We start from the raw sequence: 19,350 nt of genomic DNA on the forward strand, positions 1-19,350 counted from the left end.
TCTCAGGAGATGTGACGAGATTGCCACGTCGCTTCGCTCCTCGCAATGACGATTCTTAGGCAATATACCCCAAGAATCACATCCCCAATGCTTCCTTTAATAGCTTCTCTTGCTGTTTATTATGTGCTTGCAGCGAACCTACTGCCGGAGAGGCCGATTCCTCTCTGCCTACATATTTAAATTCGTTATTAATTCCTGCTTCTTTTAAAGCATCGTTTAAGTGAGAAACTATATAACGCCAAGCTCCCATATTCTTTGGTTCTTCCTGACACCAAATAAATTCCTGCGTCCTATTATATTTTTTTAATAGTGATGCTACAAGTTTTTTTTCAAAAGGGTATAATTGCTCAAGCCTAATAATCGCTATATTACTGTTATTGCCACGCATTTCAAATAGATCGTAATATACCTTACCGCTACATAAAATTACTTTAGTAATATTGTTTGCATCTCGTTTATTTACTTCATCTAAAACCGGTAGGAAAGTAGTATTTTCGCCTAGCTCGTCAAGTTTAGATACAGCGTATTTATGACGTAATAATGATTTCGGTGACATTATAATTAACGGTTTGCGAGTATCATCAAATATCTGACGACGTAGCAGATGGAAAATTGAAGCAGGAATAGTGGGATATGTAACATACATATTATCCTCAGCAGCGAGTTGTAAAAATCTCTCAAGCCTTGCCGAGCTATGCTCCGGTCCTTGCCCTTCAAATGCGTGCGGGAGTAGTACCGCAAGCCCGCTCATACGAAGCCATTTAGTTTCGCTGCTTGAAATAAACTGGTCAAAAATAATCTGAGCTCCATTAGCAAAATCGCCAAATTGTGCTTCCCATAAAACTAAATTTTTTGGATTTGCAAGCGAATAGCCATACTCAAAACCAATCACTGCATATTCAGATAAATTACTATCGGCTACTTCATATTTTGCTTGGGTCTTAGATAAATTATTTAGAGGTATATAGGTGGTATCGTCAATTTGATTGTGCAATACTGAATGACGATGCGAGAAAGTACCTCGTCCGCAGTCTTGTCCAGTTAGCCTTATATTTGTGCCTTCGTTAAGCAAGCTTGCAAAAGCTAGTTGCTCTGCCGTTGCCCAATCAATAGGCTGATCGCTAGTCAGATTAGCTTTTCGAGCTTCAAATAATTTTACAAGCTTTGGATTAACGGTAAAATCTTTAGGTATTTCACATAATTTAGTTCCTAAATCTTGTAATATTTTTTTACTAACTCCTGTTATTGCAGCTTGCGTACGTGTACGAGAAATACCTTGCCATAACCCGCTTAAGAAATGCGCCTCTTGCTTATAATTCTTGGCTTGCTCAAACTCTTTATCTAGCTTTGCTTTAAATTCTTCTTTTAACTTAGCAAAATAATTATTATCAATTATACCGCTTTTTACTAACTCATTTGCGTAAATATTTCCAGGGGTCGGTTTGCTTTTAATAATATTATACATCTTACCTTGAGTATACATCGGCTCATCGCCCTCATTATGCCCGTATTTGCGGTAACAAATAATTTCTACCACAACATCTTTACCGAATTTTTGCCTGTATTCTACTGCAATATTGGTAGCTTTTAACACTGCCTCTATATCATCGCCGTTAACGTGTAAAATCGGAGCAGCTATGATTTTAGCAAACTCCGTAGAATATCTGCTAGCTCTAGTATCTGCAGCATTTGCCGTAAAGCCTAGCTGGTTGTTAATGACGAAATGTAATATCCCGCCGATATCATAAGCAGTGAGCGGTGACATTGATAGGCTTTCGGCAACTACGCCCTGACCGCAAAAAGCAGCATCACCATGCACTAAAATAGCCTTAACTTTACTGCGTTTAGTATCTACAAGAATATCCTGTTTTGCTCTTACTTTCCCTGCAACTATAGGATTTACCGCTTCTAAATGTGAAGGATTATCAGCTAGTGATAAATGTATTTTCTTGTTATCTATAGTTCTATCGGACGAATAGCCTAGATGATATTTCACATCACCTGAAACATTTAGCTCATCAGGAAATACGCTACCGCTTATGAAGCCCGCAATAACAGCTTTATATGGCTTACCTACTACTTTAGTCAGAGTGTTTAATCTCCCTCGATGTGCCATACCGATAACGATTTCTTCAACGCCTTGGTTCATGGATAAATCTATAGCTTTACTCATAGCAACTATAGAAGCATCACCGCCTTCAACGGAAAAACGCTTAGCTCCGGGAAATTTTGTATGTAAATACTGCTCAAACCCTTCTACTTCTACTAAATCATTTAAGATAGTTTTTTTGTCTTCAGAAGAAAATGTAACTTCACTTTCTAGCTTATTATATAACCAATTTTTTTCTTCTACATTTTCTATTTGTTCAAATTCAACCCCGATGGAACCCGTATAAACTTTATCGAGCTTGGTAATTAATTCAGATAATTTACAGTTCCAATTACCGACAAATTCATCCGTAATATTGATATTTTCCTCTAGTTGACTGTTATCAAGACCAAAAGTTTCTATATTAAGCTTTAAATCGTTTTTTGTTTTACGTAGCTCAAGACCAAGCGGGTCAAGATTCGCTAAATAGTGAGCATGCTTGCGATAAGCATTGATCATTTCTTTAGCTTTTAAACTAGACATCTTGCCAAACTCCGCTTCTAGAGGTAATTTATACGTCGATCCGGTACTCGCATCCTCACGTATGTCTATATACGCTGCGGTGGCAAGCGCTTCCGTGTCTTCTTTAAATTCCTCTCTATAAGCTGGTTTGGCAAGGTGTCTGTTATTTAAGACTTCAGAAGATAGATTATTATTTAACGGTTCTTTTTTTATTTCATAAGGAATAATTATCTTTGCCGTACTTTTATTAAGCACAGCACTATTATCCTTAATACCGGCAAAAAATTCTTGCCAAGTTTGATCAACCGAGGCGGGATTGGCTAAATATTGCCTATATAGCTCTTCAACAAAAACGGCGTTCCCGCCAAATAAATAACCTGTTTTTTTTAAGTCTTCTTCCATATTATTGTTTGTATTGTTTGATTAACGTCATTGCGAGGGATACGGGAGTCGTCATTGCGAGCAGCCGTAGGCTGCGTGGCAATCTCGTCAAATATCCTGAGATTGCTTCGTCAATTACTTCGTAATTTCCTCGCAATGACGTTTCGGTATCCACGCAGGCAATGCCTTCTCGCAATGACAGTTTTATTACTATAAATATTTCCCTTCTAAATACCCTATATACACTTCAGGGTTTATCTTGTCCTCACCGCTAGCACTTTTTAATAAATCGGCTGAATTTTTTAACGAACCGAGATTTCTAAAATTCTTATTTAGATAATTATTTAGATTACTAAAATCACCCTTTAATATATCATCTTTTATATTAGGATACATCTCTTTTACTTTTTTCATCACCATTGATGCGATAATTGCACCGTTTGTATAGGCGGGAAAGTAACCGAAATTTCCGTGTGACCAGTGAATATCTTGAAGACAGCCATTACTAAAGCTTACCGGTTTTAGCCTCAAATATTCTTGCATCTTATTATCCCAAAAGCTTGGTAACTCATCAAGATTCAAGTCACCATTAATAAGCATTTCCTCTATCTCAAAACGTAATATTACATGCAGAGGGTAAGTTACTTCATCGGCATCCACTCTTATAAAATCAGGTTTAACTTTAGTAATCTTTTTATATAAATTTTCTGCTGAATATTCTTCGCTTTTAAAAGCAAATTCGTCTCGAAGTAATTTAGCTAAAAATTCCGTAAATTCTCTTGATCTACCTACTTGCATCTCCATAAATAAAGACTGGCTTTCATGAAAAGCCATACCTTTAGGATGTCCTACCGGCTGTCCTTTATACATTTCCGGTAGATTCTGCTCATATAGAGCATGACCTGTTTCGTGAATAATTCCCATTAAACCGCTTATGAAATTATCTTTATAATACCTAGTAGTTAAACGTATATCGTTTGGTGTTCCACCGCAAAAAGGATGAGTAGATTCGTCTAAGCGTCCTTTTGTTAGATCAAACTGCATAATTTCCATAATGCGTTTTCCGATACGTTTTTGCATTTCAGGAGCTAGTTCGGTGTTCTTTACTAGTTCTTTCTCGCTTTTCTGTTTTTCTAAAACTTTATTTATGAGTTGTGGGAGTTCTTTTTTAAGCACTGAAAAAACTTGTTTGATTTCGCTACTTTTTCTGCTTGGATCAAACATATCTATTAATGAGTCGTATAATCCGCAATTAAAAGCATCTGCTCGTACTTTAGCAACTTCTCTCGTATAATCTAAAACTTTTTGTAAATGCGGTTTGAATAAATTATAGTCATTATTTTTTCTTGCTTCTCGCCAAACAAGTTCAGCTTTGGTAGTCGCTGCTACTAGTTTCTTTTGTAGCTGCTCGTCAATACAATTCGCATCTATTATTTGCCTCTCAATCTCTCTAATATTAGCATTTTGCCATTCATCAAGGTTCTTTGATTCTTCTTTTGCCTTGCTAACTAACTCTTTTAGCATAGGAGATTTGAGCAGCGAGTGAACGAGCGACGTTAAAGTTACTATTTCGTTTGTTCTACTCTCACCTGAACCCATAGGCATATTTACGGCAATATCCCAGTATAATATGCCCAATATATTATTAAAATGCGAAATGGTTGCAAATTCGTTTTCTAATTTTGTGTAGTTGCTCATATGTTCCTTGTTTTTTGTCATTGCGAGGAGACGCTATAAGCGTCGACGAAGCAATCTCGGGTAAATTCCTGAGATTGCCACGCTCCTTTCAGCCGCTCGCAATGACGATTAATGATCCACGATACCCAGCAATGACGATTATTACAAATGCAACAACTCTTTTGCTGCTTTTAAACTTGCTTCGGTGATTGTCTTACCTGAAATCATGCGGGCGAGTTCCTCCTGTCTCTCAGCTAAATTTAAAGCTTTTACCGTTACTTTTGTTTCTTTCTCTAGCTGTGTTTTCTCTATTTTTATATGCGAATCTGCTTTACCTGCTACTTGCGGCTGGTGCGTAATAACTATTACCTGAGTAACGCTACTAAGTTTTTTTAATCGCTCACCTACTTTATCTGCGACCTCTCCGCCAATCCCAACATCTATTTCATCAAATATAATAGATGGTTTTACCATTTTATCAAACAAAGAAGTTTTTAAAGCAAGCATGAACCTTGATAATTCACCGCCGGAAGCGATTTTATTAATTGCTTCGGTTGCCATTCCGGGGTTAGTAGAAGCTTTAAACACAACATCATCATTACCGCCGGCTGTCGGCTCTTTTCCGGCGATTATCTCAATCTCAAAAATTGCTTTCGCCATTTTAAGCTGTTTTAGCTCCTGATGCAACGATTCTTCTAGATGTTTTGCGGCAATAAGACGCTTTACGGATAAATCGCTTGCTAGTTCATAATATTTTTTCTGTAATAGCACTTCTTGAGCTTTTAACTCATTACTATTCGCTATTTTGTTTTTTAATATACCGAGCTTCTCTAAAGATTTATCTAAAAATATACCTAATTCATCAGCAGGAACATTATATTTGCGGCTAATAGCTTTTATTAAAAATAATCGTTCTTCTGTTTCTTCAAGATTATATTCCTCATAATTACAACTATCTAACAGATTTGATAATCCTTGGCGTGCTTCTTCTAGGTTATTATAGGCTTCTTCTAAGCTTGTAGCAATAGCTTCAAAACGCTCATTATCGCCTTGCCTTGCTAATAATTTCTCTGCTCTATTAATCGATGTATTTATTTCGGGGTTATTAATCTGTTCTAGAATATCTTTTATTAACTGTAAATCCTTATCTTTATTTTGCAAATCTTTTCGTATATTTGCTAATTTTTCTTCTTCACCTATTTGAATATTCAGCTTAGTTAATTCTTCCGTTGCAAAGCTCAAATAATCGATTTCTTGGTCTATAGAATTTTGTTTAAGTGTTATTTCAGCAATTTCTTTCCGAGTATTTTGCCAAGTCTGATAACATTTGGAAAGCTCGGCTCGGAAGTCCAAAAGATTTCCGTAACTATCTAAAATATCACGCTGAGTATTGGCGTATAGAAGGGAGATATTATTATTTTGTCCATGAAGTTCAAATAAATAAGTAGCTAATTGCTGCATTATAGCTTTATTAACTACTTGATTATTAATAAAAAAATTTTTTCGCCCTTCGGCTTTTTGCAAACATTTTACAAGCAATAACTCTTCAGGTTCAATAAAATTTTGGATTAGAAAGTTTTTTATCTCTTCATTTAAAGAGAATATTATATTAACAACAGCGTAATCTTTTCCACGCTTTATTATATTGTTTGAAGTTTTATAACCAAGGCAAAATAAAATAGCGTCAAGTAAAATAGATTTACCGGCTCCCGTTTCACCGGTAATAACGCATAAACCTTTATTAAACTCAATTTCCAGCTCGTCTATCAGAATGAAGTTCTTAACTGAGAGACTATGAAACATAGTTATACTCGATGAATTTGAAAAGCTGCGTTGCACGGTTCGTTTATGTCATTCTTAGCTAGAAGCGGGGAATCCAGCGTAAAGCGAGATAACCTCAGCTTTAAAAAAAGCTTTAAAGTACTAGATTCCCGCTTCCGCGGGAATGACATCGAACACTTTTTAAGAACCATGAATATCTTACTACCTCACCAACTTATATGCGTAACTATACCACTGACTATCCGGATAATTGTAACCTAGCACCGAGGCGTATTTCTTTGCTTCATCAGGTAACCCAAGCATCATATAGCTTTCGACTAAACGGTAAAGAGCTTCTACCGAATGAGAAGTAGTTTGATAATTATCAATTACCTCTTCAAATCTATTAATAGCTGCCATTGGGTTCTTTTTCTTTAAGTAGAACCGACCTACCATCATCTCTTTACCTGCTAAATGATCGTTTACTAGGTCGATTTTTAATGATGAATCAATAGCATATTTAGTATTTGGGAATTTCTCTATTACGTCTTCAAAACTATCTTTAGCTAAGAAAGTTCTAGATTGATCATGATTTACGTCAGAAATCAACATATAATATGATAGAGCTTTAAGGTAATAAGCATAAGCAATGTCAACATTTGCAGGGTGCAAGTTGATGAACATATCAAGCACGTCAACCGCTTCTTCATATTGAGCGGCGAGGAATAAAGAATAGCCTTGCATCAATTCGGCTTGTGGGGTCATTTCATTACCCGGATGTTGGTAAAATACTCTTCCGAATTCTTCCGCAGCTTTCTTATATTTTTTCTTTTCTAACAAACTAACACCTTCGTTATAAAGAGTAGGGATAGGAACTACTATATCATCACTGTTTTTTTTGCTTTTACAGCCACTTAAAGATAGGCCTATAATGAAAAGGATGCTTAATAATTTTGTTAATTTCATAGGAACTTAAATTCAGTTAATAACTAAATATACATATAGGCTTAAAGAATTTCAAGGATTCAATTAATAACATGATATAAATTGTTGGTGTTTACAATAAAATCATATAGTAGGCTCCTCTATAAGCGGATTATTTCCTAATAAATTAATATCGCATTGAGTAAGCACATCTTTTATCATATTATCGTTAATTAAATCATCCGTATTAAAGAAGTTATTAACTGTAGCTAATGACAATATTTTTAAAGATAAAACTGGCTGGTTAACTGCTTCAGCATTAATATAAGCATTATAAAACTTATGTTCAAATTTTTCATTTTTACAGTCATGATATTTCTTTACATGAAATAAAGCATTTAAATATTTTTGAAAATTTTTATCTAATATATTATGTGTTGTTAGAGTTTTGTTCCATTCACTTTTTTTTAACTCTAAGAGATGTTTTATTTCTTCTTGGTTAATAGGAATAAAGCTTATCCCTACTTTCTGTAATACACATATGTCCTCTTTTATTTTTTGTAAGGTATGTTCTGCATATAATAAACTTACTAATTCTTTACTAGTATATTTAGATATTGATCTTAGGGCATTACCGATAGTAGTTCCATATTGTAAAAATAACTTAACTGCGTCTGTATTTCCGCTATTAATTGCAAGTTCTAAAGGAGTTCTCTCAAACTTGTCAAAACTATCTATTACTGCCCCACTTTTTATAAGGCACTCTATAGTTCTTATGCAACCATTCATGGCGGCAAAATGTAACGCAGTTTCGCCATTATTATTTTGTATATTAGGATTAGCTCCGTAGCTAAGTAATAATGCTACTATAAAATAGTTACCATAATTAGCCGCAAAATGTAGCGGAGTATAGCCATAGATTTCCTTAGTATTAATATTACTCTCTTCATTATCCAAAATATTCATTACTTCTATATGATTATTTTCTACAATTGCTTTAAATAGCAAGGAATGATTTTGATCTCTAGGTCGTAAAATATTATTAACTCCATTCTTTAAGAGCATTAATTCTATAGATTTTTGCTCTTTCTGAATTGCATAATATAAAGGAGGATGACCATAACGATTAGGGGTACTTGGATTGACCCCTACGCTAAGTAAATATGCTACTATATCTTGATGCTCTTCTTGTACTGCAATATTAATAGCTGTGTTACCATGAAAATCTAAAATATTTAATTCTGCATTATAATTGTGTAATAATTTTATAATGTTCTTATATCCATTTCTAGCAGCTAAATGTATTAATGTATCACTATTATTATTTTTAGCATTTAAATCAATGCTCAACGGATGTACATATATATTTATACTATCGTGCAATTTCAATATATTAAATGCTAGTTCTTGATTCTCTGCAATTATTGCAGTATGAGCTATAGAATTTCCTTGTTGATCTAATATATTAGGATTAGCTCCTTTCTTAAGCAAGTATTCCACTATATTTTTATATCCTGCTCTTACTGCTAAATGTAGAAGTTTTTGATTATTTATATAGTTAATAACACTAGCTTGGTCTTTTTTTATTATTCTTTTTAATAAATCTAGATCATTATTTTCAATTATTTGAATTAAATTTGTAGAATGGTAAAGTAACATTAGATATTTCAAAATCATTAAAAATCGTTAATATATAGGTTTTTAATAATAAATCAAGAAAAATCCTAATATTAGATTTTATAAGACTTCTTTGCACTTAAAATGTAATAAAAAAAACAATAATATAGGAGCTTAGGTCCTGTGTACTTTTAATAGAATAATCATAATTATGACTCTTTTTAGCTGCAAATTATAAGATTTTTTTGAAATATGAATAACTATTCCTTCAAAAATCTTATTAATTTTCGCTTAAAAATATTTCATAATTATAATCATTAATCAAAAGTGCACAGAACCTAGTAAAAAATTCTATAAATCAGAATTTTTTTAATTATTTTTGCTGGATTGCCACGTCGCTTCGCTCCTCGCAATGACGATTTGGCGTCCACGCGGGTAATGCCACGGGTATTGTTGCATGGCTCGGTTTTTCAGTTGTCATACCGCGACTTGATCGCGGTATCCAGCTTAAAATACTAAAATTATTATATTTTAAGTTATATTTCTGGACCCCGTGGTCAAGCAAACTAGGTGACATAGTGGGGTTTACTGAGTCATGCGACAATGCCAATGCCACGCGGGAATGACATATGACTATAATATTTTATAACATCGGAGGTTTCATTTCTATAGGAAAGTTAAATAAAATTCATGACCATAGACCTTTCATTTTATTAAAAAAGCTACCGTCATTTTCTTTTTCATTTATGGATTCTTTTTTGAATTCTTCTAGTAGTTCACGTTGTCTTTTAGATAAATTTTTAGGTACTTCGACATGAATATGTGTAAGCATATCACCCCTAATAGTTGACCTCATTTTAGACATACCTTTGCTGCGTAGCCTTAATTGATCACCGTTTTGCGTGCCTGCCGGAATTGTTAAGTTGACTTTCCCACCTTCAATTATCGGCACTTCTATCTCTCCTCCAAGAGCAGCATTTACAAAACTAATAGGTAGTTTACAATGTAAATTTGCTCCGTCTACTTTATAAATATCATGTGGTTTTATTGCTATATCAACGTATAAATCACCGCTATTTCCGCCTCTAATACCTGCTTCTCCTTCTCCGGTATGTCTTATTCTAGTACCGTTTTCGACACCGGCAGGAATATTTATTGATAAATTTCGTTGCTTATGGTAACGTCCCATGCCATGACATTTCTTACAAGGATTTTTTATAATTTGTCCGTTACCTTGGCATTTGTGACAAGCTTGTTCGATCGTAAAGAATCCTTGCTGAATTCTAGTCGCTCCAACACCGCCGCAAGCATCGCAAGTAGTTACGGTTTCACCTTTTTCAGAACCAGTGCCGTGGCAAGTATCGCATTTTACTTCGCTAGAAAAGCTGATATTTTTTTCTATACCGTGAAATGCTTCCTCTAGGTTAATTGTCAGATCATATTTTAAATCCGAACCTCTAGCCTTACTTGATGTAGGCTTTCTTCTACCACCTCCCATAAAGTCACTAAAGAAGTCGCCAAAAATATCGTTAATATCAGGATGAAAACCGCCGTGATTTCCTCCTCCCCCTCGTGACTGTTGATTTTGAAAAGTATCATGCCCAAAGCGGTCGTAAGCGGCTCTTTTCTGCTCGTCTTTTAGAACATCATAAGCACTATTTATTTCTTTAAATTTCTTTTCAGCATCTTTAGCGTCAGTAGTATCAGGGTGATATTGCTTGGCTAGCTTAAGGTAGGCTTTTTTAAGATCAGCTTGGCTAGCTGTTTTACTAACGCCTAGTATTTGGTAATAATCTTGTGACATAATTTAATTTATAAAATGAGATTGTAACGTCATTGCGAGGAAAATTACATAGTAATTTGACGAAGCAATCTCAGGAGTTTGGCGCGAGATTGCCGCGTCGCTTCGCTCCTCGCAATGACGGGGGATGCCCACCTACTTCTTCTCTACATCCTGAAAATCGGCATCTACTACTTTTTCATCGTTAGCAGTATTTTCTTCAGCAGGTTGGCTTTCGCTTTGTGCTTTATACATTGCTTCACCGATTTTCATACTAGCTGCAGTTAAGCTCTCTGTCTTTTCTTTAATTAAAGCAGCATCTTCTGACTCAAGAACAGCTTTTAAAGCAGATAGTGCTTCTTCAGCAGCTCCTTTATCTTCTGATGATAATTTATCACCATACTCCGTAAGACTCTTTTCAGTAGAATAAACTAAACTATCGGCAGCATTTTTCGCTTCAATAAGTTCCTTACGCTTTTTATCTTCATCGGCATTCTGCTCAGCATCTTTAACCATTTGTTCGATTTCGGCATCGCTAAGACCGCCGGAAGCCTGAATAGTTACTTTCTGCTCCTTACCGCTTGCTTTATCTTTAGCCGAAACATGTACTATTCCATTAACGTCAATATCAAATGTTACCTCTATTTGTGGAACACCTCTAGGCGACGGAGGTATGCCTTCAAGATTAAACTGACCAAGTAATTTATTACTAGCTGCCATTTCACGTTCACCTTGAAACACTCTAATAGTTACGGCATGCTGATTATCGTCAGCAGTTGAGAATACCTGACTTTTTTTAGTAGGTATAGTAGTATTACGATCGATTAACCTTGTAAATACGCCGCCAAGAGTTTCAATACCAAGGGATAGAGGCGTAACGTCTAATAATAATATATCCGTTACTTCTTTGTTAAGTACCCCTCCTTGAATAGCAGCACCAAGTGCTACAACCTCATCAGGATTTACGCCTTTATGCGGTGCACGTCCAAAGAATTTCTCTACGGCTTCTTGTACTTTCGGCATTCTAGTCATACCGCCGACAAGTACTACTTCCTGAATATCAGAAGCTTTTAAACCTGCATCCTTTAACGCTTTACGGCAAGGCTCAACGGTTTTTTCAATTAAATCATCTACTAATTTTTCGAGTTCTGCTCTAGTGAATTTAATATTTAAATGTTTTGGTCCTGTACTATCAGCTGTAATATAAGGTAAATTAATATCGGTAGTTACTGCGGAAGATAGCTCTTTTTTAGCCTTTTCTGCTGCTTCTTTCAAACGTTGAAGTGCTAAAGGATCATTACGTAAATCTATACCGCTTTCTTTTTTGAATACATCTATTAAATGGTTTAATATTCTTGTATCGAAATCTTCACCGCCAAGGAATGTGTCACCGTTTGTTGATTTTACTTCAAAAACACCATCGCCGATTTCAAGAATTGAAACATCGAATGTTCCGCCGCCAAGATCGTATACTGCAATAGTTTTACTTGCCGATTTATCAAAACCGTAAGCAAGAGCTGCGGCAGTCGGCTCGTTGATTATTCTAAGGACCTCAAGACCTGCTATTTTACCTGCATCTTTTGTTGCTTGACGCTGTGCATCATTAAAATAAGCAGGCACGGTAATTACTGCTTGTGTTACTTTTTCGCCTAAATAATTCTCTGCGGTTTCTTTCATTTTTTGTAAAATAAAAGCACTAATTTGGCTTGGTGAATATTTATTGTTATCCGCTTCGACCCAGGCATCACCGTTATCGGCTTTAACTATATTATACGGTACGATATCTTGGTCTTTCTTAACCATAGGATCAGTAAAATTTCTACCGATTAATCGCTTTACCGCATATATAGTATTGCGAGGGTTGGTTACTGCTTGTCTCTTAGCAGACTGCCCGACTAATTTTTCGCCGTTTGCAAAAGCTATTATTGACGGCGTAGTTCTCTCACCTTCTGAATTTTCTATTACTTTTGGCTCTTTACCTTCCATGACTGCAACACAAGAGTTGGTAGTCCCAAGGTCGATACCTATTACTTTTCCCATAAGATTCCTCGTTTTCTTTTTTTTATTTTATTATGACTTTTTATTTGATATAGTGCGGCTTAAATGATTTTACAAGAGGTGAAAATGAAAAAACTACCGATTTTACTAAAACTTTTATTTATTATTAATTTAGTTTTCCTAAATAATATAGTTTTAGCATCTTCTGAAGCAAGCAGTGCTATATTTGAAAAAGCGAAGAAAGCAATCGTAACAATTGATACTAGAATTGCCGTATCTGCATATGATGATACAAGTAGTTGGACCGGAACTGGATTTATTAACGATAAGAACAACGGTTATATAATTACTAATACTCATGTTGTCGGCGGTGCGTCTATCGGAACTTATTTTGTCACTTTTTATAATGGCGAGCAGGCGGAAGCAAAACTTATCTATTACGATATTTGGCAAGATTATGCCGTTCTAAAAGTAGAGAGCAAAGATATACCGGCATCGGCAACACAAATAGCTTTCTCAAATGAGATACCAAAATTAAATCAAAAGGTTTTCGTAGTCGGTAACACAGAGGCAAAAGGCTTTTCTTTCCATACCGGTTATTTGTCCGATCTTTATAATATTGAAGGTTTAATGCCGCAATGTACTTATGTTATTAATTTAAATAGTACCGGCGGTGCTAGCGGTTCACCGGTATTAAACGATAAGATTGAGGCTATAGGAGTATTATACGGCGGCGGTAAAACTCATTCTCTAGCACTGCACGGTGATTATGTAGCTCGCACCTTAGAAAGTTTAAAGAATAATAAACAACCAAGCAGAAAGCATATAGGAATAATAAGCGAGTTATATTCTTTAAATAAAGCAGTTAGACATCATAATTTCCCTAAAGAAGAAATGGATAAATATATAAATAAATTTCCTGACAGTAGAAATAGGGTGATAAGCGTTAAGGCAGTTCTAGCCGGTTCGCCTGCTGAAAAATCTTTAAAAGCCGGTGATATTATTTGGGCAGTAAATGATAAGGAACTCGGCGGCAATCTAGCATTATTTGATAGAGAAATGGATAATTTTAAAGGAATAGCTATTAAACTTACTATATTTCGTGACGGCAAAAAGTTAGAGCAGTCAGTGGATTTATATGATGTGAACAATAATAAAATCTCTAAAATGATAAATTTCGGCGGTGCAGTATTTTTTGAAGCCGATGATTATTTTAGTAATAAATCAGGCATTCCACTTAAAGCTTTAAGTATAGCTTCTGTTCAATCCGGTAGTAGTTTCAGCTCTATACCGACATTCTTTACCAAAGATTATAAAAATGTTTATAGATTACAAATTTTTGAGATGAAAGATTTGGCTTTAAGTAATCTTGATGATTTGGTGAAATTCTTACCTGCTATTACTAAAGAGAAATTTATAACGGTTAGATTTAAAAATTATCAACCTTATTACGCTAATTTCGGTTATAACGAACTTATCTCCTCACATGATGATATGATTGCCGATGTAACCTTGGATTCTATAGATACCAAGCCTTATATATTAAAGTATAATACTGTTTCTCATGATTGGGATATGGAAAATATAAAACTTCAGTAACTAATCGATTGTGATAAATTAACAATTCTTAATCAATTAAGTCGCAATCAATTCAACTCGGTTTGTTGCGTTATTACTCCTAAATTTATAATCTTAATTTTAGGAGAATTGCAAATTGGCTCAGTGTTGTTCACTATACTATAATATTCCTACGTGGATACTAAAGTCGTCATTGCGAGTAGGCATTGCTTTCGTGGATCGGTAAATGCTCTTTATGTCATTCCCGCGAAAGCGGGAATCCAGAAAAATAATAAAAAAATTCTGTAAATCAGAATTTTTTACTGGATTGCTTCGTCAATTACTTTATAATTTCCTCGCAATGACGGGGTGGTATCCATGCGGGCAATGTCATCAATTCACTACTAATTAGCAATTCCTCCTAAAATAATTAATAATTTATAAATTTAGGAGAATTAATGACTAAGAAAAATACCATATATTATGAAGAATTATGCAGTTTAGGAGAATTAATGGATAGGCAATATAACCTTTATGATGAAGGATTATGTACTGCTGAAAATACGTTAAATTATTTTAAGTATCTACGTGAAAACAATAAATTAGAAATTTGTGAACAGTATTTATTAGATATAACAAGATACCACTTATATGCTCACCGATCAAAGTTATATGATATTCTGAATTTAGCAGTTAAGGATAAAAAAGATACTTTAATTGATTGCATGATAGAATTAGCACCTAATTTAGGAAAGTATATATCTCCTAAAGGTGCAATAATAAAGCCTTCCTTTTACTCAGAAGAAGATACACAATATTCAAATCTTTTGGGACATTCCCCAGAGGAGTAGATGGTATTCCTAATCAAAAATATAGATATTTAATGCGAATAGCGGATTATGTAATAATTTGCTATTTGGCATCATTGATAAATTTAGGAGAATTAATGAAAAAACAACAAATACCTACTTTATCTACATCGGCTTTAGATAAATCTCCGGGGGCAGGTTCGCCCGATTCAGATATAGAAATGAAATCCACATCAGTAAAGAGTGATATAGACGAGTTGGCAAAATTACTTAAAGATAAAACAAAAGACGGTATAGCAATTTTTAATAGTGCATTAAAGGTATGTATTGAAAATAATCCCAATGCTTTATTACACGAAGCAGCGGAACATGGTAAAAAAAGTTGGTAATAGAGATCTTAAAAGTAAATCGGGATTCTATAAATTCTACGACTCCTCAGGGTTTATCAGTCTTACATTCGGTAGTTGCAGGGGTTAATAATAAAAAAGAAATTATTGAAATTTTATTAAATGAAGAACCTATTTTAGTAACAAAAAAAGATGCTTCAGGTCTTACGCCGTCATGTTATAATACTAGTAAAGAAATACTAGAAATATTACAAGAGTATGAACGAAATATTATGGATTTTCTTATAAAAAAACCCAAATTTGTTCCTATAACCCCTCCAAAATGTCTTCCTATAGAGCTCAATTTGGAAAAAGCTTTTGAAGAATATATGGGGTGTAAATTAGTTGGACAAACTAATCCTACAAATAGTGAAGAGTTTTAAAAAGCTTAAATGTAAACGGCTTAATTTAAAGCGAGCCTCTTCCTTGTAAATTTAATATAGAGTATTAGATTTGCAAGGAAGATGTAGAGAGTTCTTTAATAAAAAACGATAAGTATGTAAAGCTTACCTATAAAGTATTTTAAGCTTAAAAATTATAATTCAGTAGTAGGGATATATTTGATATTTCCATCTTCTCCTATCAATGGGTAATACTCTGTTTGAGAATTATAATCATCATTACTAATTGATGTTTGTGGTGATAGTTTTTGTGCTAATATTACCAATTTTTCTTCATATAACTCAAAAGATTTTTTTAAATCCTCTTTTGTAATTTTTACAGTTTTAGCTTTATCTACTTCATCTATGTTTATGCTAGATGTTTCAAAAGCTTTTGTTACTTTTTTGGGGAAAGAAAAATATGTTTTTATTTTTACTAATGTTGTTTTTATTTCCGTTGAAAAAAATGTAATAAGTTTATCTAATAACATCTAATACCTTAAAATTATTTTGAAGCGGCAATATATAAGTCTTATTTATAGATGTCAACATAAATTAATATATAATTACTATAAGTATTAACAAATGCTAATTATTATAATTTTCTTTCACAAAATCGAAATAAGCTGTTATTAATATAAAAAATCAATCTTAATCTAGTATATGCGTTCTTTATTTATAGTAATTATATTCTTTCTAATGAGTAGTTGTAATTTAAAACCGGTATATAGTGAAAAATACAGTAGAAATAATGATTTAGAAGCTATTAAAGTTGAACCGATTAGAACAATTGAAGGAGCTGAGTTTTATCATCGTTTAACTAGTATTTTACCTCAGAAAGCAAAAGCAAAATACCTGCTTAAAGCAGAGCTTATCGCAACAACTATGCCTGCTACTATTGAAAAAAACTCCAATGTTTTAAGGGAATATATTAATCAATTAGTTAGGTATAAATTAATTGATATAGAAAGCCAAAAGGTTTTAATTGAAGAGAAGTTTTACCAAAACACGTCATATAATGCTATTTTTACACCATATGCAACAAATGTTGAAAGAGATGAAACAGGAATAGACTTGGCATATCAAGCAGCAGAAGAAATTCGTAGCAGATTAATTTTATATTTTACACGGAAATAGTTAAGCTATGAAATTTTATTTTTCACAAATAGGTAGATTATTTGAACTAATAAAAGCCGGAAAGATTAGAGCTCTTTTACTATACGGTCCTGATAAAGGCTATATAGAAAAAATTTGTAAGCATTTAGTAAAAAGCTTAAATATGCTACAAACTTCTATAGAATACTCAGAGCTTAATATTTCATCTTTAGAAATATTACTTAATTCGCCTAATTTTTTTGGTCAAAAAGAATTAATTAAAATTAGATCGGTTGGGAATTCAATCGATAAGAATTTAAAAACAATTCTAAGCAGTGATTATATAAATTTTCCTGTATTTATAGGGGAAGAAATTACTTCAAGTGGGAGCTTTAAAAAGTTTTTTGAAACAGAAGAATATTTAGCGGCAGTTGCTTGTTATCATGATGATGAAGCAAAAATTGAACGAATTATTTTAGGTAAAGTAGAAAAAACTAATAAAGTTATAAGTAAAGAGGCTATCACTTATTTAAAAGCTCATTTAAAAGGTGATCATGATTTAATTTGTAGCGAAATAAATAAATTGATATATTTTGTTCATGATCGAAGAGAAATTACTTTAAACGATGTTCTAAAAGTTATAAGTAGCGAAATTACGGCAAACGGCAGTGATTTAGCAATGTATTTTTCAAAAAAAGATTATAGTAATTTTCTACAAGAGCTGGAGATATTAAAAAAACAAAATATCAATGAAGTTTTAATTATTAGAGCATTAATAAGGCATTATTTAAATTTATATATAGTTTTGTCGAAAATAAAAAACGGTGAGAGTTTGGAACTCGCAATAAAATCATTATCACCACCGATTTTCTATCAATATATTAATGATTTTACAAAGATAGCAAATAGCCTTAGCCTAACCGAATGTCTAAAGACTTTAAAACTGCTACAACAGGCAGAAGTGGATTATAAGTTAAATCCTGCTGGTTTCGATTTATTCCAAAGTATACTTTAAAGTAAATGAAGAGTAGACGAAGTTTAATTTGGAAAAGAGCAAGGAGACTAAAGTCCTCGGAGCGGAGCGTATAATAATACGTGGCTACCTGCGCTCTTATAAGACGACGTAGCCAATTTTTCAAATTAAACGAGTATACATTATGCCAAGACCTGATTTTTCTGACCCTAACAAACAAATTCACGAAATAATTAGAGTTAATCATGCTGGAGAGTATGGGGCAAAAAGAATTTATCAAGGGCAGCTAAAATATATCAAATCTCATAATGATCATATATTAATTAAAGAAATGCTTGATCACGAAGAGGTCCATCTAAATTATTTTGAAAAAAAATTACTAGAAAAAGAAGTAAGACCCACGTTTTTATTATTTTTTTGGCATCATTACGGATTTTTACTTGGTGCTTTATCTTCCTTGATGGGAATAAAAACAGCGATGCTTGTTACCGAGAGTGTAGAAGAAGTAATAGAAAAACATTATGAACAGCAAATAAATTATTTAGAAAATAAAAATATTGAGCCGGAATTATTAAATAATATTATTAAATTTCGACTTGATGAAATTGAACATAAAAATATTGCTATAATGAATGATAGTACTGAGGCAGTATTTGCAGAAATAACTAGTAAAATAGTGAAGATAATTTGTCGTATCTCTATAATTTTAAGTAAGAAAATTTAGAGTTAACAGCTGAGTTAGTTGAAAAATCTAGAAATATTTTATTTCTAAGATATTAAGAAGATAATAAAAAAACATTAATAATATTATTAAAAACGGTGATGAAAAGAAAAAATTTTTTCTAGTTTTTTCTTTATTTTTTGCATTTGTATTTTTTAGAATTAATAAATCTTTATATTAAACATAAGCTAATACTACTCGCAATTCCTTTATTTAATTTATGCCTAAACCTAATCTAGAATTAATAAATAAAGGTGCCAGGGTTTAAGCTCCGTTGCTGTAAGACAACAACCTCCATTATACTTCATGATTTTACTCACTTATAATAATAGATCCCTGGCATAACTTAATATTAAGTTTTGACAGATTGGTCTTGCAACAATGGAGCTTAAACATTATTAGCGGTCTATATATTAGTTGAATAATATAAAGAGTCAAGAGATTTTAGTTGTCATTAATAATAAATAATGTAATTCTGAGTTACGAGGTATATTTTCTATATAATCTGCTTCTAGAATTTGCTTTTACATCAATAATAATTTATATTTATTTATATACTAAGATAGCACTTGAAAAATTGACTATCTCGTCTTTGTAAGACCTTGGACGCTCACATATTGCTATACGTTCTGCTCCTCGACCTACAGACTTCTTGCTCTTTTCCAAGTTGATCTTCGTAT

17 protein-coding genes are annotated in these 19,350 nt (G+C 33.2%); 7 read left to right on the forward strand and 10 right to left on the reverse strand.

Features of this window, described 5'->3' with window-relative positions:
* Positions 1–76 precede the first annotated feature (76 nt).
* The 8 genes from ACNFN7_RS04630 to dnaK form a co-directional block, all read right to left on the reverse strand.
* Positions 77–3,013, reverse strand: coding sequence for a 2-oxoglutarate dehydrogenase E1 component (locus tag ACNFN7_RS04630; RefSeq protein ID WP_485441036.1), 2,937 nt, complete (start codon positions 3,011–3,013; stop codon positions 77–79).
* Position 3,014: 1 nt separating this feature from the next.
* Positions 3,015–3,167, reverse strand: coding sequence for a hypothetical protein (locus ACNFN7_RS04635; protein ID WP_485441037.1), 153 nt, complete (start codon positions 3,165–3,167; stop codon positions 3,015–3,017).
* 35 nt (positions 3,168–3,202) lie between these two features.
* Positions 3,203–4,690 carry a carboxypeptidase M32 gene (locus tag ACNFN7_RS04640; protein ID WP_485441038.1) on the reverse strand — a complete coding sequence of 496 codons (1,488 nt, stop codon included), beginning with the start codon at positions 4,688–4,690 and terminating at the stop codon, positions 3,203–3,205.
* Positions 4,691–4,831: 141 nt separating this feature from the next.
* Positions 4,832–6,472, reverse strand: a complete 1,641-nt coding sequence (gene recN / locus ACNFN7_RS04645; RefSeq protein WP_485441039.1) for a DNA repair protein RecN — start codon at positions 6,470–6,472, stop codon at positions 4,832–4,834.
* Positions 6,473–6,652: 180 nt separating this feature from the next.
* A complete protein-coding gene (locus tag ACNFN7_RS04650; protein ID WP_485441040.1) occupies positions 6,653–7,396 on the reverse strand; it encodes an outer membrane protein assembly factor BamD in 744 nt (247 codons plus the stop codon).
* 102 nt (positions 7,397–7,498) lie between these two features.
* A complete protein-coding gene (locus tag ACNFN7_RS04655; RefSeq protein ID WP_485441041.1) occupies positions 7,499–9,013 on the reverse strand; it encodes an ankyrin repeat domain-containing protein in 1,515 nt (504 codons plus the stop codon).
* 646 nt (positions 9,014–9,659) lie between these two features.
* Complete coding sequence (dnaJ, locus tag ACNFN7_RS04660; RefSeq protein ID WP_485441042.1) at positions 9,660–10,775, reverse strand: molecular chaperone DnaJ; 1,116 nt, start codon at positions 10,773–10,775, stop codon at positions 9,660–9,662.
* 132 nt (positions 10,776–10,907) lie between these two features.
* Positions 10,908–12,791, reverse strand: a complete 1,884-nt coding sequence (gene dnaK / locus ACNFN7_RS04665) for a molecular chaperone DnaK (RefSeq protein ID WP_485441043.1) — start codon at positions 12,789–12,791, stop codon at positions 10,908–10,910.
* A 63-nt stretch (positions 12,792–12,854) separates the two neighbouring features.
* Here dnaK and ACNFN7_RS04670 point away from each other — a divergent pair, with 63 nt between their 5' ends.
* The 4 genes from ACNFN7_RS04670 to ACNFN7_RS04685 all read left to right on the forward strand — a co-directional run bounded on the left by ACNFN7_RS04670 (position 12,855) and on the right by ACNFN7_RS04685 (position 15,884).
* The gene (locus ACNFN7_RS04670; protein WP_485441044.1) at positions 12,855–14,348 is read left to right on the forward strand and encodes a S1C family serine protease; all 1,494 of its coding nucleotides are present in this window, start codon (positions 12,855–12,857) and stop codon (positions 14,346–14,348) included.
* Positions 14,349–14,764: 416 nt separating this feature from the next.
* Positions 14,765–15,157: a hypothetical protein gene (locus ACNFN7_RS04675; RefSeq protein ID WP_485441045.1), complete on the forward strand. Its 393-nt coding sequence runs from the start codon at positions 14,765–14,767 to the stop codon at positions 15,155–15,157.
* A gap of 32 nt (positions 15,158–15,189) precedes the next feature.
* Positions 15,190–15,504 carry a hypothetical protein gene (locus tag ACNFN7_RS04680; protein WP_485441046.1) on the forward strand — a complete coding sequence of 105 codons (315 nt, stop codon included), beginning with the start codon at positions 15,190–15,192 and terminating at the stop codon, positions 15,502–15,504.
* Positions 15,498–15,884: a hypothetical protein gene (locus ACNFN7_RS04685; protein WP_485441047.1), complete on the forward strand. Its 387-nt coding sequence runs from the start codon at positions 15,498–15,500 to the stop codon at positions 15,882–15,884. The genes ACNFN7_RS04680 and ACNFN7_RS04685 overlap by 7 nt, the downstream gene beginning before the upstream one ends.
* Positions 15,885–16,036: 152 nt before the next feature.
* Here ACNFN7_RS04685 and ACNFN7_RS04690 read toward each other — a convergent pair whose 3' ends face one another.
* Positions 16,037–16,372 carry a hypothetical protein gene (locus ACNFN7_RS04690; protein ID WP_485441048.1) on the reverse strand — a complete coding sequence of 112 codons (336 nt, stop codon included), beginning with the start codon at positions 16,370–16,372 and terminating at the stop codon, positions 16,037–16,039.
* Positions 16,373–16,544: 172 nt separating this feature from the next.
* Here ACNFN7_RS04690 and ACNFN7_RS04695 point away from each other — a divergent pair, with 172 nt between their 5' ends.
* From ACNFN7_RS04695 to ACNFN7_RS04705, 3 genes are all read left to right on the forward strand, one after another.
* The gene (locus ACNFN7_RS04695; RefSeq protein WP_485441049.1) at positions 16,545–17,018 is read left to right on the forward strand and encodes a hypothetical protein; all 474 of its coding nucleotides are present in this window, start codon (positions 16,545–16,547) and stop codon (positions 17,016–17,018) included.
* Positions 17,019–17,025: 7 nt separating this feature from the next.
* Positions 17,026–17,991 carry a DNA polymerase III subunit delta gene (gene holA / locus ACNFN7_RS04700; RefSeq protein WP_485441050.1) on the forward strand — a complete coding sequence of 322 codons (966 nt, stop codon included), beginning with the start codon at positions 17,026–17,028 and terminating at the stop codon, positions 17,989–17,991.
* A gap of 142 nt (positions 17,992–18,133) precedes the next feature.
* Positions 18,134–18,673 carry a demethoxyubiquinone hydroxylase family protein gene (locus ACNFN7_RS04705; RefSeq protein ID WP_485441051.1) on the forward strand — a complete coding sequence of 180 codons (540 nt, stop codon included), beginning with the start codon at positions 18,134–18,136 and terminating at the stop codon, positions 18,671–18,673.
* A gap of 543 nt (positions 18,674–19,216) precedes the next feature.
* Here the strand turns inward: ACNFN7_RS04705 and ACNFN7_RS04710 are convergent.
* Complete coding sequence (locus tag ACNFN7_RS04710) at positions 19,217–19,336, reverse strand: palindromic element RPE5 domain-containing protein (RefSeq protein ID WP_485441052.1); 120 nt, start codon at positions 19,334–19,336, stop codon at positions 19,217–19,219.
* Between the last annotated feature and the right edge of the window lie 14 nt (positions 19,337–19,350).

The organism is Rickettsia sp. MAE-05, from assembly GCF_057319745.1.

Coding starts and splice junctions, on each gene's coding strand:
- dnaK (WP_485441043.1), bottom strand. CDS start 12,791: ATGGGAAAAGTAATAGGTATCGACCTTGGGACTACCAACTCTTGTGTT.
- ACNFN7_RS04690 (WP_485441048.1), bottom strand. CDS start 16,372: ATGTTATTAGATAAACTTATTACATTTTTTTCAACGGAAATAAAAACA.
- ACNFN7_RS04640 (WP_485441038.1), bottom strand. CDS start 4,690: ATGAGCAACTACACAAAATTAGAAAACGAATTTGCAACCATTTCGCAT.
- ACNFN7_RS04655 (WP_485441041.1), bottom strand. CDS start 9,013: ATGTTACTTTACCATTCTACAAATTTAATTCAAATAATTGAAAATAAT.
- ACNFN7_RS04670 (WP_485441044.1), top strand. CDS start 12,855: ATGATTTTACAAGAGGTGAAAATGAAAAAACTACCGATTTTACTAAAA.
- ACNFN7_RS04650 (WP_485441040.1), bottom strand. CDS start 7,396: ATGAAATTAACAAAATTATTAAGCATCCTTTTCATTATAGGCCTATCT.
- dnaJ (WP_485441042.1), bottom strand. CDS start 10,775: ATGTCACAAGATTATTACCAAATACTAGGCGTTAGTAAAACAGCTAGC.
- ACNFN7_RS04675 (WP_485441045.1), top strand. CDS start 14,765: ATGACTAAGAAAAATACCATATATTATGAAGAATTATGCAGTTTAGGA.
- holA (WP_485441050.1), top strand. CDS start 17,026: ATGAAATTTTATTTTTCACAAATAGGTAGATTATTTGAACTAATAAAA.
- ACNFN7_RS04680 (WP_485441046.1), top strand. CDS start 15,190: ATGCGAATAGCGGATTATGTAATAATTTGCTATTTGGCATCATTGATA.
- ACNFN7_RS04705 (WP_485441051.1), top strand. CDS start 18,134: ATGCCAAGACCTGATTTTTCTGACCCTAACAAACAAATTCACGAAATA.
- ACNFN7_RS04695 (WP_485441049.1), top strand. CDS start 16,545: ATGCGTTCTTTATTTATAGTAATTATATTCTTTCTAATGAGTAGTTGT.
- ACNFN7_RS04630 (WP_485441036.1), bottom strand. CDS start 3,013: ATGGAAGAAGACTTAAAAAAAACAGGTTATTTATTTGGCGGGAACGCC.
- recN (WP_485441039.1), bottom strand. CDS start 6,472: ATGTTTCATAGTCTCTCAGTTAAGAACTTCATTCTGATAGACGAGCTG.